The organism is Rhizobiaceae bacterium, assembly GCA_023953845.1.
Taxonomy (GTDB): domain Bacteria; phylum Pseudomonadota; class Alphaproteobacteria; order Rhizobiales; family Rhizobiaceae; genus Arvimicrobium.
Genome location: JAMLJC010000002.1, coordinates 817,115 through 831,010 on the forward strand (window position 1 = coordinate 817,115; position 13,896 = coordinate 831,010).

Below are 13,896 nucleotides of genomic sequence, written 5' to 3' on the forward strand. Positions count from 1 at the left end.
GCGGCCTCGCCGTGCGAGCTTCGCATCACTCCAGTACAGCACCGCCGGGCTCCGTCCGGCGGCACTTCAGTCAAAAGATCTCGGGGGAGAGCAGGGGGCTCGCCGGCCGTTCAGAGTGAAACCTCTGGACGGCCGTTCTCTTTTTGGCGCAGTGGTTTTCTTCGTCCCGGCAGTGGGTTATGCGTCTTTGATGACACGCGAAGTTGAGCCGCCTCCCCAGAGCGGCGAGCCGGAAGAGAAAGCCGCATCCGAGGCCCCGGCCGAGACACCCGGCGCATCCGCGCGTCGCCGCGAACCGGTCTTCAACATACCCGCCGTCGTGGCCGCGCTCACCGCCCTCTGCGTCGGTGTGCATCTCGCCAGGGTCTATGTGTTAACGCCGGAGCAGGATTTCGAACTTTTGGTCCGCGCGGCCTTCATTCCCATCCGCTATTCCGGCGCGTTCGACATCGATGTCTGGGCGTTCACCAGCCCCGTCACCTATGCGTTCCTGCACGGCGGCTTCGCGCATCTGCTTCTCAACATGGTTTGGTTCGTGGCCTTCGGCTCGCCGCTCGCGAATCGCATCGGCATGCTTCGCTTCGTCCTGTTCTGGATCGCCACCAGCCTCGGCGCGGTGGCGCTGCATTATGTCGTCTATCCGGACGGGCAGGCGCCGCTGGTCGGCGCGTCCGGCGCGATCTCCGGCATGATGGGTGCCGCCGCCCGCTACGGCTTCTTCATCGATCGCTCGACGCGCAGCGGCGTGTTCGCGGGACCGCTCCTGCCGATTGGGACGGCCCTCACGCTGCGACCGGTCATAACGTTCCTCGCCGTGTGGTTCGCGATCAATATCGTGACGGGACTGGCCGGCTTCGTGCCGGACATGGAGGACGCCTCGATCGCATGGGAGGCGCATATAGGCGGTTTCCTGACCGGGTTCTTCGGCATCGGCCTCTTCGACCGCAAACCGCTGCCACCCGGCGCAATCGCCTGATCCACGACGATCTCCATACTTGAAATGCGTCCGTATGAAGCGCACCATATCCAAGGGGGAGGAGTGTCGAGCGCGAGGAGGAAGCTATGACGGTCAAAGCCATCCTTGAGGCGAAGGGCCATGATGTCTTCACGTTAGGCCCCAACGAGAAGCTGTCGGAGGCGGTGCGGGTGCTGGCGGAAAACCGCATCGGTGCGCTTGTCGTCACCAATGGCGACAGAAAGATCGTCGGCATCCTTTCCGAACGCGACATCGTTCGCGCCATTTCACGCAACGGGCCGCAGGTGCTCGACGACACCGTGCGCTCCGCCATGACTCCGAAAGTCAGCATCTGCAACGAGAACCACACGGTCAACGAAGTTATGGAGATCATGACGCGTGGCCGTTTCCGCCATCTGCCGGTCGAGAAGAACGGGCTGCTCGACGGGATCGTGTCCATCGGCGACGTCGTGAAACGGCGCATCGAGGATGTCGAGCGCGAGGCGGAGGAGATCAAGCACTACATCGCCACCGCCTGACGTTACGCGCGCAGACCGGCGGTAGTGGTACCGTCACTGCGCCGGAGCGGCTGACCGCAAGAACAATAGGCGAGGTTCCTTGGCCGGCAAACGGACAGGCCGATCGACGTACTTCCCTGAAGGTCTGGTTCATCGCCTCTTAGCGCGGGGTTGAGTTCGCGCCGTCCCGCCGCTATGTCTCGCGCCAAGCTCGTTTTCAGGCCTTTTGTATGAAGCCTCGCATTGCCGTCCTGGGTTGTGGATACTGGGGCTCGAACCACATCCGCACCCTGAAGGGGCTCGGCGCCCTCCGCGCCGTTTCCGATGCCAATGCGGCCCGGGCGGAAGGATTCGCGTCAGATCATGAGTGCCTGGCGATCCCGCCCGACGAGCTTTTCACGCGCGGCGACATAGACGCCATCGTCATGGCGCTGCCGCCTCAATATCATGCCGAGAGCGCCATTCGGGCCGTCGAGAACGGCAAGGACGTGCTGGTCGAGAAGCCGATTGCGCTCACCGTGCCCGACGCGGAGCGCGCCGTCGCGGCCGCCGCCGCCAACGGCCGCGTCTTCATGGTCGGCCATGTGCTGCGCTTCCACCCGGCCTTCGAACGGCTCAAGGCACTGATCGATGCCGGCGAACTCGGAGAAGTCCGCTACATCCATTCGCATCGGCTCGGGCTCGGAAAATTTCACACCGAGAACGATGCTCTGTGGGATCTCGCGCCGCACGACCTGTCGATGATCCTGGCGATCACCGGCACGGCGCCGGTCGAAGTGCGCGGTGAGGGGGCGGCGCTGCTCGATCACCTCAGCGACTTCGCGCACTTGCACATGCGCTTTCCGAACGGCCTGCGCAGCCATCTGTTCACCTCCCGCCTCAATCCGTATCGGGAGCGGCGGCTGACCGTCGTCGGCAACAAGGCGATGGCCGTTTTCGACGATGTCGAGCCGTGGGAACGCAAGCTTGCCGTCTATCGCCACGCGGTGTGGATGGACAGCGGCCAGTGGGCGTTCACGACCAACGAGCCGACCTATATCCCGATCGAACAGGGCATGCCGCTGACGCGGGAGTTGCAGCACTTCATCCAGTGCATCGAGACACGCGCCAGACCCCGCACCGATGGCGAGGAGGCGATCCGCGTCCTGCAGATCCTGACGGCCGGCACAGTGACGCATGACGGCGCGTTCGGATAAACTGAAGACACTCGCTCCAAAAGCCTGAAAAGTCGCCGTTTTCGACTGTCGCCCGTGCGTCAGGCGGCCGACGAGTGGGCAGGCATCGCAGCCAGCCGTGACAGCAGGCGCTCCGCCTCCGCCCCGCGCTCGGAGCGTTCGATGAAGCCGCCGCCCAGCACGCGCGCATCGTTGCCGTCGTCCGTGTAGAGGACGCAGGCCTGTCCGGGCGCGACGCCGGTCTCGCCGTCGGCAAGCTCGACGGTCACCTGCCCGCCTGCGCGGCGCAGCACGGCCTGACGGGGAGGGCGGGTCGAGCGCACCTTGGCATAGACCTCGACACCCTCCGCCGGGATGGCGGACAGCGGCCCGTCGCCCAGCCAGTTGACGTCTCGAAGGAAGATCCTGTGCGTCTCCAGCGCTTCGCGCGGGCCGACGACGACGCGCGCCCGCTCCGCATCGAGATGCACGACATAGAGCGGCTCGCCGGAAGCGATGCCTATGCCGCGGCGCTGGCCGATGGTGTAGCGCAGGATGCCTTCGTGCCGGCCAAGCACCCGGCCGTCGATATGGACGATGTCGCCGGGAGTGGCCGCCGCCGGCCTCAGCTTGGCGATGATGTCGCTGTACTTACCCTGCGGCACGAAGCAGATGTCCTGGCTGTCGGCCTTCGCCGCCACGACCAGCCCCATCTCCTCGGCGATGGCGCGCACCTCGGGCTTGGACAGTCCGCCCAGCGGGAAGCGCAGATAGTCGATCTGCTCCTGCGTGGTGGCGAACAGGAAATAGCTCTGGTCGCGGTCGGCGTCGACCGGGCGATAAAGCGCGCGATGCGCGCCGTTTGCGCGGCTGCGGATATAGTGGCCGGTCGCCAGCGCATCCGCGCCCAGCTCGCGCGCCGTCGCCAGAAGATCCGCGAACTTGACCGTCTGGTTGCAGGAAACGCAGGGAATCGGGGTTTCGCCGGCAACATAGCTCTCGGCGAACGGATCGATCACGGCCTTGCGGAACCGCTCTTCATAATCGAGCACATAATGCGGAATGCCAAGGGTTTCCGACACGCGGCGGGCGTCGGCGATGTCCTGGCCGGCGCAGCACGAGCCGGTGCGATGCACAGCCGCGCCATGGTCGTAGAGCTGGAGCGTGACGCCCACCACATCGTAGCCTTCGCGCTTCATCAGGCCGGCGACGACGGAAGAATCCACGCCGCCCGACATGGCGACGACGACGCGGGTATTTTCGGGCCTGCCCGGCAGATCAAGGCTATTCATCGAACGATTCCAATATTTAAGGCACTTTGCCTCAAGTTGTGCCCTGATTGGGTGGCGCGAATGGCGCATGCCTTGTCAGGTAGCTATCACAACAATCACTTCAAAGCACTGTATGAGGTTCATCCATTTTTAAAGCTGTCGCGATAAATTGGCCGTGATTAGGTCTTGGGTTTGTAGAGAGTACGATGACCGATCTGGTTAGACCTCGCGTCAAATACGTCATTGGGCCGGATGGAAGCCCTCTGACGATTGCGGATCTTCCGCCATCGAATACCCGCCGCTGGGTCATACGCCGAAAGGCCGAAGTGGTGGCCGCCGTTCGCGGCGGACTGCTCAGCCTCGACGAGGCATGTCAGCGCTACAAGCTTACCACGGAGGAGTTCCTCTCGTGGCAGGCGTCGATTGACGAATACGGCCTTGCCGGGCTGCGTACCACACGCATCCAGCAATATCGCCACTAGGCTCCTTCCCGTTTCTCGCTTCTCTTGAGCAGGTAGGACGCCGCGACGGTCAGCACAACCGAAGCGGCGAAAAACCACAGGCCGGGCTTGGTGAAGGCCGTGGCGAAGCCGCTCGTTTTGGCGGCGAAGATGACCAGCGCGACCAGAACGACATCCAGCATCGACCAGTTGGACAACGCCCTGAACCAGGACGGTATGCGGTCGTGCGCGCGCTGCCCGGCATAGGCCCAGACGTTGAGCAGAGCCAGCTTGGCTGCCGGGAAGACGACGGAAAACAGCGCCACGAGCAGGGAGAGCGCCACGTCGCCGCCATTCCATAGGCTGGCGATGATGCCGGCGAGCGACGGCTCGTCGCTGAAGAAATAGAGCCGGTCGACGCGCAACAGCGGCAGCACGATGCCGAGGCCGAAGCACAGCGTCGCGGAAAACAGAAGGAGCGGCAGGGCTGGGCGCATCGACGTCGTTTGTGATGACGATGATGGCGAAATCATGCGCCGCCCAGCAGATGCCGCCGCGCCGCGTAAAGCGCCACGGCCGCTGCATTGGAGACGTTGAGCGAGCGGATCGCGCCCGGCATGTCGAGGCGGGCAAGCGCGTTGACCGTCATGCGCGTCTTCTGGCGCAGCCCCTTGCCCTCGGCGCCGAGCACCAGCGCGATCCTGTCCCCCCTGAAGGTTTCTTCCAGTGCCGCCGGTCCCTCTGAATCGAGGCCGACCGTCTGGAAGCCGGCCGCGTGCAACTCGTCCAGCGCCTCCGCCAGATTGCGGACCTCTATATGGTCGATATGTTCCAGCGCACCCGAGGCGGCTTTTGCGAGCACGCCGCTTTCGGCCGGACTGTGGCGTTCGGTCGTGATCAGCGCGCCGGCGTCGAAGGCCACTGCGGAGCGCAGGATCGCGCCGACATTGTGCGGGTCGGTGACCTGATCGAGCACGACGACGAGCGACACGTCGCCGAGCGCGTCGAGCCGCTTCGCCGGCAGGGGATCGACCTCGATCACGACGCCCTGATGCACGGCATCCGAGCCGGTGATGCGGTCTATGTCGCGCGGCTCGACCATCTCGACCGGGAACGGCAGGCCGGCCGGATCGGCGATGCCCAGACGCTCCAGCGCGTTGCGCGTCGCCATCATCCTGCGGATTCTGCGTCTTGGATTGTCGATGGCGGCGCGCACCGTGTGCAGGCCGTAGAGGCGTACGGCATCGCCTGCGGGCGGCGCACCGGCCGGCACGGCGGGACGCGGCCTGTGCTTCGGCGCTCCGCCGGCCTTCTGGTCGCGATGCGCGCGCCGCAATTTCGCATAGTGCGTGTCTTTCGGCGTGCCGGTCTTGCGGTCGGTCATCTGTCGCTCCGCGAACGCGTTGCCCGTGATTACACGGCTCGCGCATCAGATGTCCCGCCGGCCGGCAAAAGTAAACCTCGCCGATATCGGCAAGCGCGGACCTTCGGATTGCGCCGGGATTCGTTGCGCGCCGGCTTCGTCATAAATCGCGTCCGGGCGTCGCGATGCGGTTGACAGGGTAGGGGCTAGTCGCCATAAGGCGCTTCGCGTGTTTTGGGGCCTGCCCCGAAACGCCAACGCCTCGCAGCAAGACTTCCGGCGTCAGTACGGAGGGGTGCCCGAGTGGTTAAAGGGGACGGACTGTAAATCCGTTGGCTCAGCCTACGTTGGTTCGAATCCAACCCCCTCCACCACTGCCACGGAAGTTTGCCTGCGCGTCCGTCGAGCGGTCTCGCGTTTCGGCGCGGACCATGCGATGGTCGGCCGGCGCGGGTGTAGCTCAATGGTAGAGCAGCAGCCTTCCAAGCTGAATACGAGGGTTCGATTCCCTTCACCCGCTCCAACTCTAGGCCTTGATTTTTCTGCTGTTCAACGATTGAGCGCATTTCGCCGTTTCACTGCCGTTTCAGGGCTGTTTCACTTCCTCAGTTTCGACCGCGCCTTGGCGACCTTGCGGTTGTTGTCAAGATCGTCATTCCGGACGTACCCGAGTGTGGTCCGTGCGTTCGTGTGGCCAGCCATTTTGCGCGCCAGTTCGATGCTTCCCGTTGCCTCTTCGGCTTCCGAGATGGCGCCAGCTCGAGCGTCCATCGACCAGACGGTCTCAGGAACGCCGGCGGCCTTGGCGATCTCTCTCCAATCCGTGGCATAGTAGTTTTCACGGTACGGGAGGCCAGTCTCTTCCGAGACGATAAGCGGGCCGAATTTCGGGAAAGCGATCTTCTTCAGCACCAATTGCACGAGCGGGCAGGCCTTCAGGTCATGCCTGGTCGCCGCCTTGTTCTTGCTGGTCGAAGGCACAGTCAGGATCATGCCCGCGGTGATATCGGCCGCCGTCAGGCCCCGCCATTTTGTCTTGCCGCGCACGATGCCGCCGACGTCGCCGTCCTCGACCGGCAACCATTCTCCGATGATATGGATGCGGCGCAACGCCGTGTCCCACTGGATCGCCTGCGTCAGGGCAATGGACGGGCGCTTCTTCTTGATCGCCTGATTGCAGATAGCCAGCGCATGCTCGTATTCCATCTTGATCTTTCGCGTCGCGGGCGCGTCGAAGCGTATCAACGACAGGATCTCCCGCGCGGCAGAGCATCCCGGCAGCTTCTGCTCGACGCCAAACGAGCATATCGCCCGCACCTTGCGAATCGCGCCGTGCGCGCGCCGCGTTCGACCTTTTGACCCCCATTCTCTATACCAGCGGCGGAAATCCTCACCCTTCAGCTGCGAGACCTGGCGTTTCCCGACAGTCTTGTCGATCAACCGGAGCGACGGCTCGTAGTCACGTATGCGCGTCGTGTGCTTCAGCGCTTTGAACGGTGATTCGTCGTGGGTCCGGTAGATGCGAATCAGCGACGATACCGTCCCGTCGAATACGTCGCGCTGATTGATATTCTCAAGATCGGCAAGAAGTTCATCCGTCCAAAGGCGGCAAAGGCGGACGATCTCTCCGTCCTCGGCGCCGTCGGGTAGCAGACGCAGCGGAAGGCCGTCTGGCGCGCGTTTGCATGCGCGCTTCGGGTTCCAATAGTGCGCGACTGTGCCGTCGCCTCGTTTCCTGCCCTGGTAACCGGGCCGGTCCTTTCTGAGCTTAGTCATCGAAGTTTTCTTCTCCATCGATACCGCCGGCAAAGGCGCCGGCCACGACAGGAGAATGGATGCCCGCGCGCCGGTCAAAGAATGCCTCGACGGCTCGCCGGTCTGTCTTGTTGATAAGTTCGTCCCGCTGTGGAAAACGGCGCGTCGCCCGGAGGCGGTTCAGCGCGCGCTCGGACAGCCCAAAGTGCGATCGCAACTGCTCATCGGTCATGAACCGAGGCGGGATTACCGGCACAAGCGGCGGCGCATCGATCGTCGGTCGGCTATATCTCGACATCGTGGCCCTCAAGCCAAAGCCGGTATTTTCCGTCGATGTCCTGCCAGACGGCAGCGGCACGCTCGTCGTGGTCGAGCATCTTGCGCGTCGTGATTCCGCAGCGCCGGCAGACGTTTGCCTTTGCGTCTTCCGCACTGGAGACGCCAAGGAAGGTCCAGAAGCCGCGTTCAGAGCAGGCGATAGCCGCGCGACGCGCGAGAGGACCGCCTTTCATCTCTGGCTCTTCCGGTTCCGCTGCGGGTAGCGTGGGCGCTGCGGGTGCGTCTGGTATCTCTGGGCCTACCGCGTCCAACGCCTCTTCAGCGCCTCCTGTGGGCGAAAGAGAGGCTATGTCTTCTAGCGTGGGCGTGATGCCGGGTGCCGGTGCCAAGACGTCGATCACGACCTCGTCGCCCTCGACGCGGATGCGCCAGCCGTCGCAGTCGCCGACGGCGTCACCCAGCAGGGTTTCGATGGCCTCGCGAATCGGGAGGGCGTAGCGGTGGACAAGGGTAGGGGTCATTGGCCTACCTCCGGATGTAGCGCAGGAATTTCCGCCAATTCCTCATGCGTGAGCAGGCGATAGTTTGGGTATGTTCCCCCGCAGTCGCACCCGCTCTGAAAGCATGCCGCTGCCATTTCTGGATGGACTTCGTACCCGACCGGTGAGCCACAGCCGCCACAATGATGGTGCACGACAAAGCCGGCCCGGTATAGTTCTTCGAAGGTCATAGCCCGACCTCCTCTAGAAAAGCGTCGAGCCCTTCGGGCTTCTCGGGCGTCACGAACGGCGCTTTGATCTCGGCATCCCAATGCCGGTTCAGCCGGTCCGAAAGCCGCTCTCTGATGCGGTGCATGGTTGGCAGTTTGAGAGCGTCCGAGGTGCGGGCGACACGGCGATCCCATTTCCGGATCTCGCGCCAGTACGTGCGATGCTCCTTGCGGGTGGCTTCCGGCAGCATGCGAAAGCACTTGCCGCAGATGGTTTCGCTGCTGCCGTCGTCGGCCTTGAACGTGCGGCGGCATCGCGGGTTGATGCAGGGGCGGCGGTCAGACATTGAGCGCGCCCCACTGGATCAGCACGCCCTCGAAGCGATCCACGCCGGGATGGTTGTCCATCCAGAACGTCGCCATATCGCTCCAATCCTCGAAACCGTCGAGCCGAGCGAAGTGATCGAGGCCGACCTCGACGGGACGGCCGTCAAGCATGATAGAGGGTTGGCGGCCTGCCGGCATGTCAATGACGATACGCAACACCGCGATACAGGTCGTGCGTGCGACCAACCTGCAGTGCTTCGTCCGCATCCCGGTATAGAGTTGCAGGCGCTCACCAGGCCGCGCGTGCCGTCGGCGATCTGCCCGGATCGTCTGACGCTTTCGGCCCGATAAGATGGGCTCGGCGAACTGCTTCTTGAAGGAATAGGCCACCATTAGCCGATCTCCTTCAGAGCTTCAGCCTTGGCGGCGTTGAGTTCGGCCATAGCCTCGGCGCTGCCGCCGGCATCCGGGTGGCGTTCCTTCGCCAACTCGCGATAGCGCTTCTCGACCATGTCGCGGTTCGGGCGGAGCATGCCCGGGCCGAACAGAAGCACTTCGCGCCACGATTTCTTCGCACCCGGCGCGGGAAGAGCCGCAAAGCCGGTGAAGGTAGCCCTGACGATGTGCAGGCCGCCGTGCCGGAGTTCCGTCCGGCGCGCCTCGATGACGTGATGGATCGCCTGCAGGTTATCCTCGACCTTCGGATACCGGTCGACGGCGATGCAAACGGAAAGCCCATCCCACGAAAACCAGACTGCTACACCCGGATCCTGCGGCTTCTGTTCTCCGAGCGTCACGTTGGATGAGATGACCAGACCTTCGATCTTCTTCTCGCTATCGCGCGAAAAGGCGAACAGGCTGTCTCGCACATTCGACAGCGCGCCATTGAGCGAAGTCCGGAATTGCGACTTCACGGGCGTTTTGGTGCGCGGCATCGTCGCCGGCCAGGTTAGGGGAAAGGCGGTCGGCAGCATCACATCACCACCGTGATTTTCTCGGCCACGGCCTCATTGGCGCGACGCGTAATCCAAGGATTTCTGCGGTTGCTCGACTGTTCGGAACCTGTAGCCCATCGGCAATTGCCGGGTTCGTAGTTGCCGTCGTTGTCGATGCGATCGAGCGTCATGCATTCTGGTCGTTCGCCCATGTCGGAGAGAAACGCCTTGAAAGACCGCCGCCAGCGCGCGCACATCGTAATGCCGCGACCGCCATACCGATCGTAGTGATCGTCGTTCGGGTTGAAACACCGCTGTTTTGCGCTGTCCCACGACTTATAGGTCGGCGTTCCTACCCAGCCATGGATGAAGTTTTGGCGATGGCCGGCTGCAAGGTTGGCGTCGCCCACTTCCCGCTGAAGGCATCCACACGATGACGTGTGGCCAGACCTCAGCCGAAAGCCCGGAACCTCGACCGCCGTTCCGCAATCGCAAGTGCAGCGCCAGACCGACTTGCGATTGCTGTTGGTGAACGCGAAGGCCATCACGACGAGTCGGCCGAAACGCTGGCCGGAAAGATCGAGGCGGTTGTGTGCTGCCTCCTGCTGCGGCGACCAGGTGCGGACGTCAGCCGACATGGCGCACCTCCCGAACCTTCAACAGGTAGCCAACGCCGGCTTCACCATGGATCGGCTGACCTTCCCGTTTGAGACGCTTGATGTCCCGGTAGACTGTGCGGGTCGACACACGGAGGTGCTTTGCCAGCTCTTCCGCTGTGATTAGCCCGGTTCGCAACAGGCGGAGCGTCCGGAGCTTTCTGCCCATCTGGCGGTCGCAATGGACGCACATCACCGTGCCTCCCGCAAAGCCACTTCTGACGAGAACTTCACGTCCTCGTTGAACTCCGACTTGTCGATGACCCAGCGCAGATAGGACGGGTCAATGCGGGCGATCTCCGAGAAGAATTTGCCGCGATGCTTGTTGCCGCCCGGGAACTTGAGGAGCCTGATCGGATTGGCGCTGATGTCGAGCAGCTGCTCGACGGTGTGTGTCTCCAAGAGCTTGAGCAGGATATGAGCCGTGACCCACGTATCCGGCCCAGCGCGGTGGCTGGGCTGCGCGCGCTCGTCGTCGTGCGGCACAAGCCCGAGCTCGTATCGGATCGAGCCGTTGGAATGGCCCTGCAGGTCGGGCCAGATCACCCGCGCCGACTTCAACGTGCAAATGAAGGGTAGGCGGGTTTTCAGGAAGCGGCTATCGAACTGCCAGTTGTGCGCGCAGAATATGTCGGCGCCGGCCGCGACCTCTGCCCGGACCTCGTCAGGGTCCGCGCCGAAGCGGACGTGATCATCGGTCAGGTGATGGACGGCCATCGCCGGGAAGCCGATCGGCATGCCCGGATTGACGATGACCGATTCCGGCCCGCGCTCGATCTGCCAGCCGTCGGGGAACAGGCGCACATCCGTCCACCCGATCTCGACCATCTCGGCGGGATCGTCGATGCCCGTCGTTTCGGTATCAACGACGCGGATGAGGGTGAATGGTTCGGCCATCAGAACTCGACCTCCTGCGTCTCGGGAAGGTGCTCGATCGCCGGTAGCGAGGCGGGAGGCTCAATGGGAGGCGCCGGGACAACGAAGCTCACCTCGGTAGCAGGCCACGTCCAACGCTCGCCTTTGTCGGATTTCACCCACAGGAAGCCGTCGGCGGCAGCGATTACCTGGGCCACGACCCCATTCGTCCAGCGGACGCGATCTCCGGGATCGAGGCGAGGGTAGACGAGCGTGACCTCTTCGGCCCCCACAGAGACCGGGCTGTAGTAACCATCGATATCGAGGAACACCTGCGCATCGCCGCGCTGATCGTGACGAACGGTACCCATGACCGATACGCGGTCGCCTTTGCGGAACGTGCCCATCAGAATCGCTCCGGCATCGCGTTGGCGGGAAGCGGATCGACCGCTGCCGGCGCGAGCGGCGGCGTCTTGGCGAGGTGCACCTTGGCGTCAGGCAGCGCGCCGACGGCGTGCAGGTGGCGGAACAGTGCCAGCGTGGCACGCGTATCTCCCTTCGCCGAATGTGCCTCCGGTATGAAGAAGCCCAGATGCGCGGAGCAATCGGTCAGCTTCGGGTAGCCACGGCCGCCCCCTGACTTCTTGACGCCCAGCGCCATAGCCGCGCGCATGACGCAGATGTTCGGCGTTTCGTGAAACAGATCGGGATGGCCCGCGCGCCGCAACTCGCCGCGCATCATCTTGCAGTCGAACTGCGCATTGAAGGCGACCATGACGTATCCGGCGCCGACCAGCCTGACATAGGTTTCGAGCACGGCCGCGATCGGCGTCCCGTTCTCGGCCAGGAACTTCGTCGTCAGACCGTTCACCGCGCCGGCCTCGGCTGGCATTTCCCATCCGTCTGGCTTCACGTAGAGGTCTATCTCGTCCTCTTCATCGAGATCGTCATTGAGCAGGATCGCGCTGAAGTGCGCCAGCCGGGGTTGCCGCGGATCATCGGCCGGGATCGGCTCGCCGGTCTCAGGATCCTTGAACAGGAACAAGCCGGTCGTCTCGGTGTCGAAGATGCAGAATTTCGGCATTTCAGGCTCCTTTCAGGACCTTGACCTTCGACACGATCCCGCCGCCCTTGCGCGCGCGGGCAATGTCTCTGGCCTGTGTGGGATTGGCGGCAATGACGTCGATCGTCTCGCCGGATGTGAAGTGCACCCGAAAGGTCGTCATGATCGGGCGTTCTTCTGCTTCATGGTGATGACGGACTTGCCCGGCGCGGCAGAAGGCTGTTCCACCTCAGCGAAGTCGGGATCGCCGGCGATCAGGATTTTGTCGGCAGCCTCGAAAGCCTCGATAGCGACGCGCGTCTGACGAAGCCGCTCTGTCCGATCCTCGATATCCGCGACGAGCGCCCGTTCATCCGCGCGGAACCGGTCCAGCATGCCGCTGACGGACGCTCTGCCACGGTCGAGAAGCGACGCTGGTGCAGCGTCTGGCTGGATTTCTTCCGGCTGCAGGTCGACCACGTCGCGGGTGAGGGGAGAAAACCAGGCCATGACCTATTCCTCCTCGTCCGCACCGGGTTCGCGGTCTTCCGCTTCTCCCGTGTCGAAGCCGTCCAGATAGGCGGACATCAGGCGTTCGTCGGAGCGGTACTCCTTCGGCAGAGCCTTACGGCTCATACCTTTTTCGCGGGCTTCCGCTCCGCGCCGTCGCGCTTCGGAAATGGGGTCGCCGCCGTCCGGGCTGGAGGAGATATCCGACGGCGGCTTGCCAGCGGCGGAATCTTCTGAGGAAGACCTGCCGCGGTCGGAGCCGCTGGGGGCGGACGGCTCCGATTCATGTTCGATGACCTCGCCGGTGTCCGGATCGGCGTCCGTTTCGTCGGCGATCTGGTCCAGTCTGTCGGCGAGAGATTTCGGGCGTCTTTCCTGGGCCTCGTCCTTCGCGCCCTTCATGTCGTAGAGTTCGTCGTCGCGGCGGATAAGGTCATCGAGGTCAGTCGACATCGGCAGCACCTTGGAATGCCGCTTGGCCACCGTCTTGCGCGCCATCTCGGCCCAATCGGTCGACCATGGCGTGGACTTGACGTACCCGCCTTTGAACGCTTTCCAGCCGTCCGACCGGTCGCGGATCGCGTTGATCTCGCTGGTCGACATGACCTCGTAGGATTTCGAGCCGTCTTTCAGCACGCAGACGGAATAGGCGCCGACGGGCTCGCCGCGATCCTGCTTTAGATCGTAGGTGTGATTGATCTGCGGCGCGTCTCCCAGCTGGAACTGAAAGAAGTCGTTGGCGTAGACCACGTGGGCGTCCCATGTGGATATCTCGCCACTGTTGCGCGCCTTCTTGCGCACGCCGGCGATCATCGGCTGCCAGGTTATCGAGAAGCTGTTCTTCGACTTGCGCAGCACGAGCGCGCCCTCGCGGCCGTCCGGCAGCAAGCCATCCTGCGCCGCCTTCATCGAGGCGTTGAAAAGCTCCTTCCGAGGCGCTTGCAAAAGCTGAGGATTGTTCTGGATCGCGGTCATGACGACGCGCGCGAAGCGCTCGACGGGGATATGGGCAGGCAGGACGGCCTTGAACTGGTCGCCCATCTGATCGAACTGGTGACGGACCACATCGATCTCGCGTGGACCTTTGGCTTCAACGACTGCATTCATGGCGTGTTTCTCCTGTTGCC

General features: G+C 63.5%; 21 protein-coding genes and 2 tRNA genes. 6 read left to right on the forward strand and 17 right to left on the reverse strand.

What is annotated here, in order from left to right; translation table 11 throughout:
* Positions 1-190: 190 nt before the first annotated feature.
* The 3 genes from M9955_25955 to M9955_25965 all read left to right on the forward strand — a co-directional run bounded on the left by M9955_25955 (position 191) and on the right by M9955_25965 (position 2,669).
* Entirely contained in the window at positions 191-976 is a 786-nt protein-coding gene (locus M9955_25955; GenBank protein ID MCO5085093.1) for a rhomboid family intramembrane serine protease, read from the forward strand.
* An 86-nt stretch (positions 977-1,062) separates the two neighbouring features.
* On the forward strand, positions 1,063-1,494 hold the full coding sequence (locus M9955_25960; protein ID MCO5085094.1) for a CBS domain-containing protein: 432 nt from the start codon (positions 1,063-1,065) through the stop codon (positions 1,492-1,494).
* 209 nt (positions 1,495-1,703) lie between these two features.
* A complete protein-coding gene (locus tag M9955_25965) occupies positions 1,704-2,669 on the forward strand; it encodes a Gfo/Idh/MocA family oxidoreductase (GenBank protein MCO5085095.1) in 966 nt (321 codons plus the stop codon).
* Positions 2,670-2,728: 59 nt separating this feature from the next.
* Here the strand turns inward: M9955_25965 and mnmA are convergent, their stop codons facing one another.
* Positions 2,729-3,919, reverse strand: coding sequence for a tRNA 2-thiouridine(34) synthase MnmA (gene mnmA, locus M9955_25970; protein ID MCO5085096.1), 1,191 nt, complete (start codon positions 3,917-3,919; stop codon positions 2,729-2,731).
* A 185-nt stretch (positions 3,920-4,104) separates the two neighbouring features.
* Here mnmA and M9955_25975 point away from each other — a divergent pair, with 185 nt between their 5' ends.
* Entirely contained in the window at positions 4,105-4,380 is a 276-nt protein-coding gene (locus M9955_25975) for a DUF1153 domain-containing protein (protein MCO5085097.1), read from the forward strand.
* On the opposite strand, the gene M9955_25980 is transcribed toward M9955_25975, so the two are convergent.
* Entirely contained in the window at positions 4,377-4,835 is a 459-nt protein-coding gene (locus M9955_25980) for a paraquat-inducible protein A (protein ID MCO5085098.1), read from the reverse strand. The two genes, M9955_25975 and M9955_25980, sit on opposite strands and share 4 nt — an antisense overlap.
* A 32-nt stretch (positions 4,836-4,867) precedes the next feature.
* Entirely contained in the window at positions 4,868-5,722 is an 855-nt protein-coding gene (locus M9955_25985) for an RNA methyltransferase (protein MCO5085099.1), read from the reverse strand.
* A 268-nt stretch (positions 5,723-5,990) separates the two neighbouring features.
* Between M9955_25985 and M9955_25990 the strand changes: the two genes are divergently transcribed.
* Positions 5,991-6,075, forward strand: a tRNA-Tyr gene (locus M9955_25990).
* Positions 6,076-6,150: 75 nt separating this feature from the next.
* A tRNA-Gly gene (locus tag M9955_25995) sits at positions 6,151-6,224 on the forward strand.
* A 74-nt stretch (positions 6,225-6,298) separates the two neighbouring features.
* Here M9955_25995 and M9955_26000 read toward each other — a convergent pair.
* The 14 genes from M9955_26000 to M9955_26065 form a co-directional block, all read right to left on the reverse strand.
* Positions 6,299-7,510: a hypothetical protein gene (locus M9955_26000; protein ID MCO5085100.1), complete on the reverse strand. Its 1,212-nt coding sequence runs from the start codon at positions 7,508-7,510 to the stop codon at positions 6,299-6,301.
* On the reverse strand, positions 7,470-7,688 hold the full coding sequence (locus M9955_26005) for a hypothetical protein (protein ID MCO5085101.1): 219 nt from the start codon (positions 7,686-7,688) through the stop codon (positions 7,470-7,472). The genes M9955_26000 and M9955_26005 overlap by 41 nt, the downstream gene beginning before the upstream one ends.
* A 52-nt stretch (positions 7,689-7,740) precedes the next feature.
* On the reverse strand, positions 7,741-8,256 hold the full coding sequence (locus M9955_26010; protein ID MCO5085102.1) for a hypothetical protein: 516 nt from the start codon (positions 8,254-8,256) through the stop codon (positions 7,741-7,743).
* Between the two features lie 205 nt (positions 8,257-8,461).
* Positions 8,462-8,791: a hypothetical protein gene (locus M9955_26015; GenBank protein ID MCO5085103.1), complete on the reverse strand. Its 330-nt coding sequence runs from the start codon at positions 8,789-8,791 to the stop codon at positions 8,462-8,464.
* Positions 8,784-9,164, reverse strand: coding sequence for a hypothetical protein (locus tag M9955_26020; GenBank protein ID MCO5085104.1), 381 nt, complete (start codon positions 9,162-9,164; stop codon positions 8,784-8,786). The genes M9955_26015 and M9955_26020 overlap by 8 nt, the downstream gene beginning before the upstream one ends.
* Positions 9,164-9,706 (reverse strand): J domain-containing protein, encoded by a 543-nt coding sequence (locus tag M9955_26025; protein ID MCO5085105.1) that lies wholly within the window; start codon positions 9,704-9,706, stop codon positions 9,164-9,166. The genes M9955_26020 and M9955_26025 overlap by 1 nt, the downstream gene beginning before the upstream one ends.
* 38 nt (positions 9,707-9,744) lie before the next feature.
* On the reverse strand, positions 9,745-10,344 hold the full coding sequence (locus tag M9955_26030) for a hypothetical protein (GenBank protein MCO5085106.1): 600 nt from the start codon (positions 10,342-10,344) through the stop codon (positions 9,745-9,747).
* Positions 10,334-10,531 (reverse strand): helix-turn-helix domain-containing protein, encoded by a 198-nt coding sequence (locus M9955_26035; GenBank protein MCO5085107.1) that lies wholly within the window; start codon positions 10,529-10,531, stop codon positions 10,334-10,336. The genes M9955_26030 and M9955_26035 overlap by 11 nt, the downstream gene beginning before the upstream one ends.
* A gap of 23 nt (positions 10,532-10,554) precedes the next feature.
* Entirely contained in the window at positions 10,555-11,259 is a 705-nt protein-coding gene (locus tag M9955_26040; protein ID MCO5085108.1) for a hypothetical protein, read from the reverse strand.
* Positions 11,259-11,624 (reverse strand): hypothetical protein, encoded by a 366-nt coding sequence (locus M9955_26045; GenBank protein MCO5085109.1) that lies wholly within the window; start codon positions 11,622-11,624, stop codon positions 11,259-11,261. The genes M9955_26040 and M9955_26045 overlap by 1 nt, the downstream gene beginning before the upstream one ends.
* On the reverse strand, positions 11,624-12,301 hold the full coding sequence (locus M9955_26050) for a 3'-5' exonuclease (protein MCO5085110.1): 678 nt from the start codon (positions 12,299-12,301) through the stop codon (positions 11,624-11,626). Before M9955_26050 ends, M9955_26045 begins: the two co-directional genes overlap by 1 nt.
* A gap of 1 nt (position 12,302) precedes the next feature.
* Positions 12,303-12,443 (reverse strand): hypothetical protein, encoded by a 141-nt coding sequence (locus tag M9955_26055; GenBank protein ID MCO5085111.1) that lies wholly within the window; start codon positions 12,441-12,443, stop codon positions 12,303-12,305.
* Positions 12,440-12,769 carry a hypothetical protein gene (locus M9955_26060; GenBank protein MCO5085112.1) on the reverse strand — a complete coding sequence of 110 codons (330 nt, stop codon included), beginning with the start codon at positions 12,767-12,769 and terminating at the stop codon, positions 12,440-12,442. Before M9955_26060 ends, M9955_26055 begins: the two co-directional genes overlap by 4 nt.
* A gap of 3 nt (positions 12,770-12,772) precedes the next feature.
* Complete coding sequence (locus M9955_26065; GenBank protein MCO5085113.1) at positions 12,773-13,876, reverse strand: recombinase RecT; 1,104 nt, start codon at positions 13,874-13,876, stop codon at positions 12,773-12,775.
* Between the last annotated feature and the right edge of the window lie 20 nt (positions 13,877-13,896).

Bases quoted from the DNA above. Each gene is read 5' to 3' on its own strand.
- M9955_26035 (MCO5085107.1), bottom strand. From the start codon at position 10,531: ATGGGCAGAAAGCTCCGGACGCTCCGCCTGTTGCGAACCGGGCTAATC.
- M9955_25985 (MCO5085099.1), bottom strand. From the start codon at position 5,722: ATGACCGACCGCAAGACCGGCACGCCGAAAGACACGCACTATGCGAAA.
- M9955_25965 (MCO5085095.1), top strand. From the start codon at position 1,704: ATGAAGCCTCGCATTGCCGTCCTGGGTTGTGGATACTGGGGCTCGAAC.
- M9955_25955 (MCO5085093.1), top strand. From the start codon at position 191: ATGACACGCGAAGTTGAGCCGCCTCCCCAGAGCGGCGAGCCGGAAGAG.
- M9955_26025 (MCO5085105.1), bottom strand. From the start codon at position 9,706: ATGCCGCGCACCAAAACGCCCGTGAAGTCGCAATTCCGGACTTCGCTC.
- M9955_26040 (MCO5085108.1), bottom strand. From the start codon at position 11,259: ATGGCCGAACCATTCACCCTCATCCGCGTCGTTGATACCGAAACGACG.
- M9955_26065 (MCO5085113.1), bottom strand. From the start codon at position 13,876: ATGAATGCAGTCGTTGAAGCCAAAGGTCCACGCGAGATCGATGTGGTC.
- M9955_26020 (MCO5085104.1), bottom strand. From the start codon at position 9,164: ATGGTGGCCTATTCCTTCAAGAAGCAGTTCGCCGAGCCCATCTTATCG.
- M9955_25980 (MCO5085098.1), bottom strand. From the start codon at position 4,835: ATGCGCCCAGCCCTGCCGCTCCTTCTGTTTTCCGCGACGCTGTGCTTC.
- M9955_26055 (MCO5085111.1), bottom strand. From the start codon at position 12,443: ATGACGACCTTTCGGGTGCACTTCACATCCGGCGAGACGATCGACGTC.
- mnmA (MCO5085096.1), bottom strand. From the start codon at position 3,919: ATGAATAGCCTTGATCTGCCGGGCAGGCCCGAAAATACCCGCGTCGTC.
- M9955_26045 (MCO5085109.1), bottom strand. From the start codon at position 11,624: ATGGGCACGTTCCGCAAAGGCGACCGCGTATCGGTCATGGGTACCGTT.
- M9955_26060 (MCO5085112.1), bottom strand. From the start codon at position 12,769: ATGGCCTGGTTTTCTCCCCTCACCCGCGACGTGGTCGACCTGCAGCCG.
- M9955_25960 (MCO5085094.1), top strand. From the start codon at position 1,063: ATGACGGTCAAAGCCATCCTTGAGGCGAAGGGCCATGATGTCTTCACG.
- M9955_26030 (MCO5085106.1), bottom strand. From the start codon at position 10,344: ATGTCGGCTGACGTCCGCACCTGGTCGCCGCAGCAGGAGGCAGCACAC.
- M9955_26015 (MCO5085103.1), bottom strand. From the start codon at position 8,791: ATGTCTGACCGCCGCCCCTGCATCAACCCGCGATGCCGCCGCACGTTC.
- M9955_26010 (MCO5085102.1), bottom strand. From the start codon at position 8,256: ATGACCCCTACCCTTGTCCACCGCTACGCCCTCCCGATTCGCGAGGCC.
- M9955_25975 (MCO5085097.1), top strand. From the start codon at position 4,105: ATGACCGATCTGGTTAGACCTCGCGTCAAATACGTCATTGGGCCGGAT.
- M9955_26005 (MCO5085101.1), bottom strand. From the start codon at position 7,688: ATGACCGATGAGCAGTTGCGATCGCACTTTGGGCTGTCCGAGCGCGCG.
- M9955_26050 (MCO5085110.1), bottom strand. From the start codon at position 12,301: ATGCCGAAATTCTGCATCTTCGACACCGAGACGACCGGCTTGTTCCTG.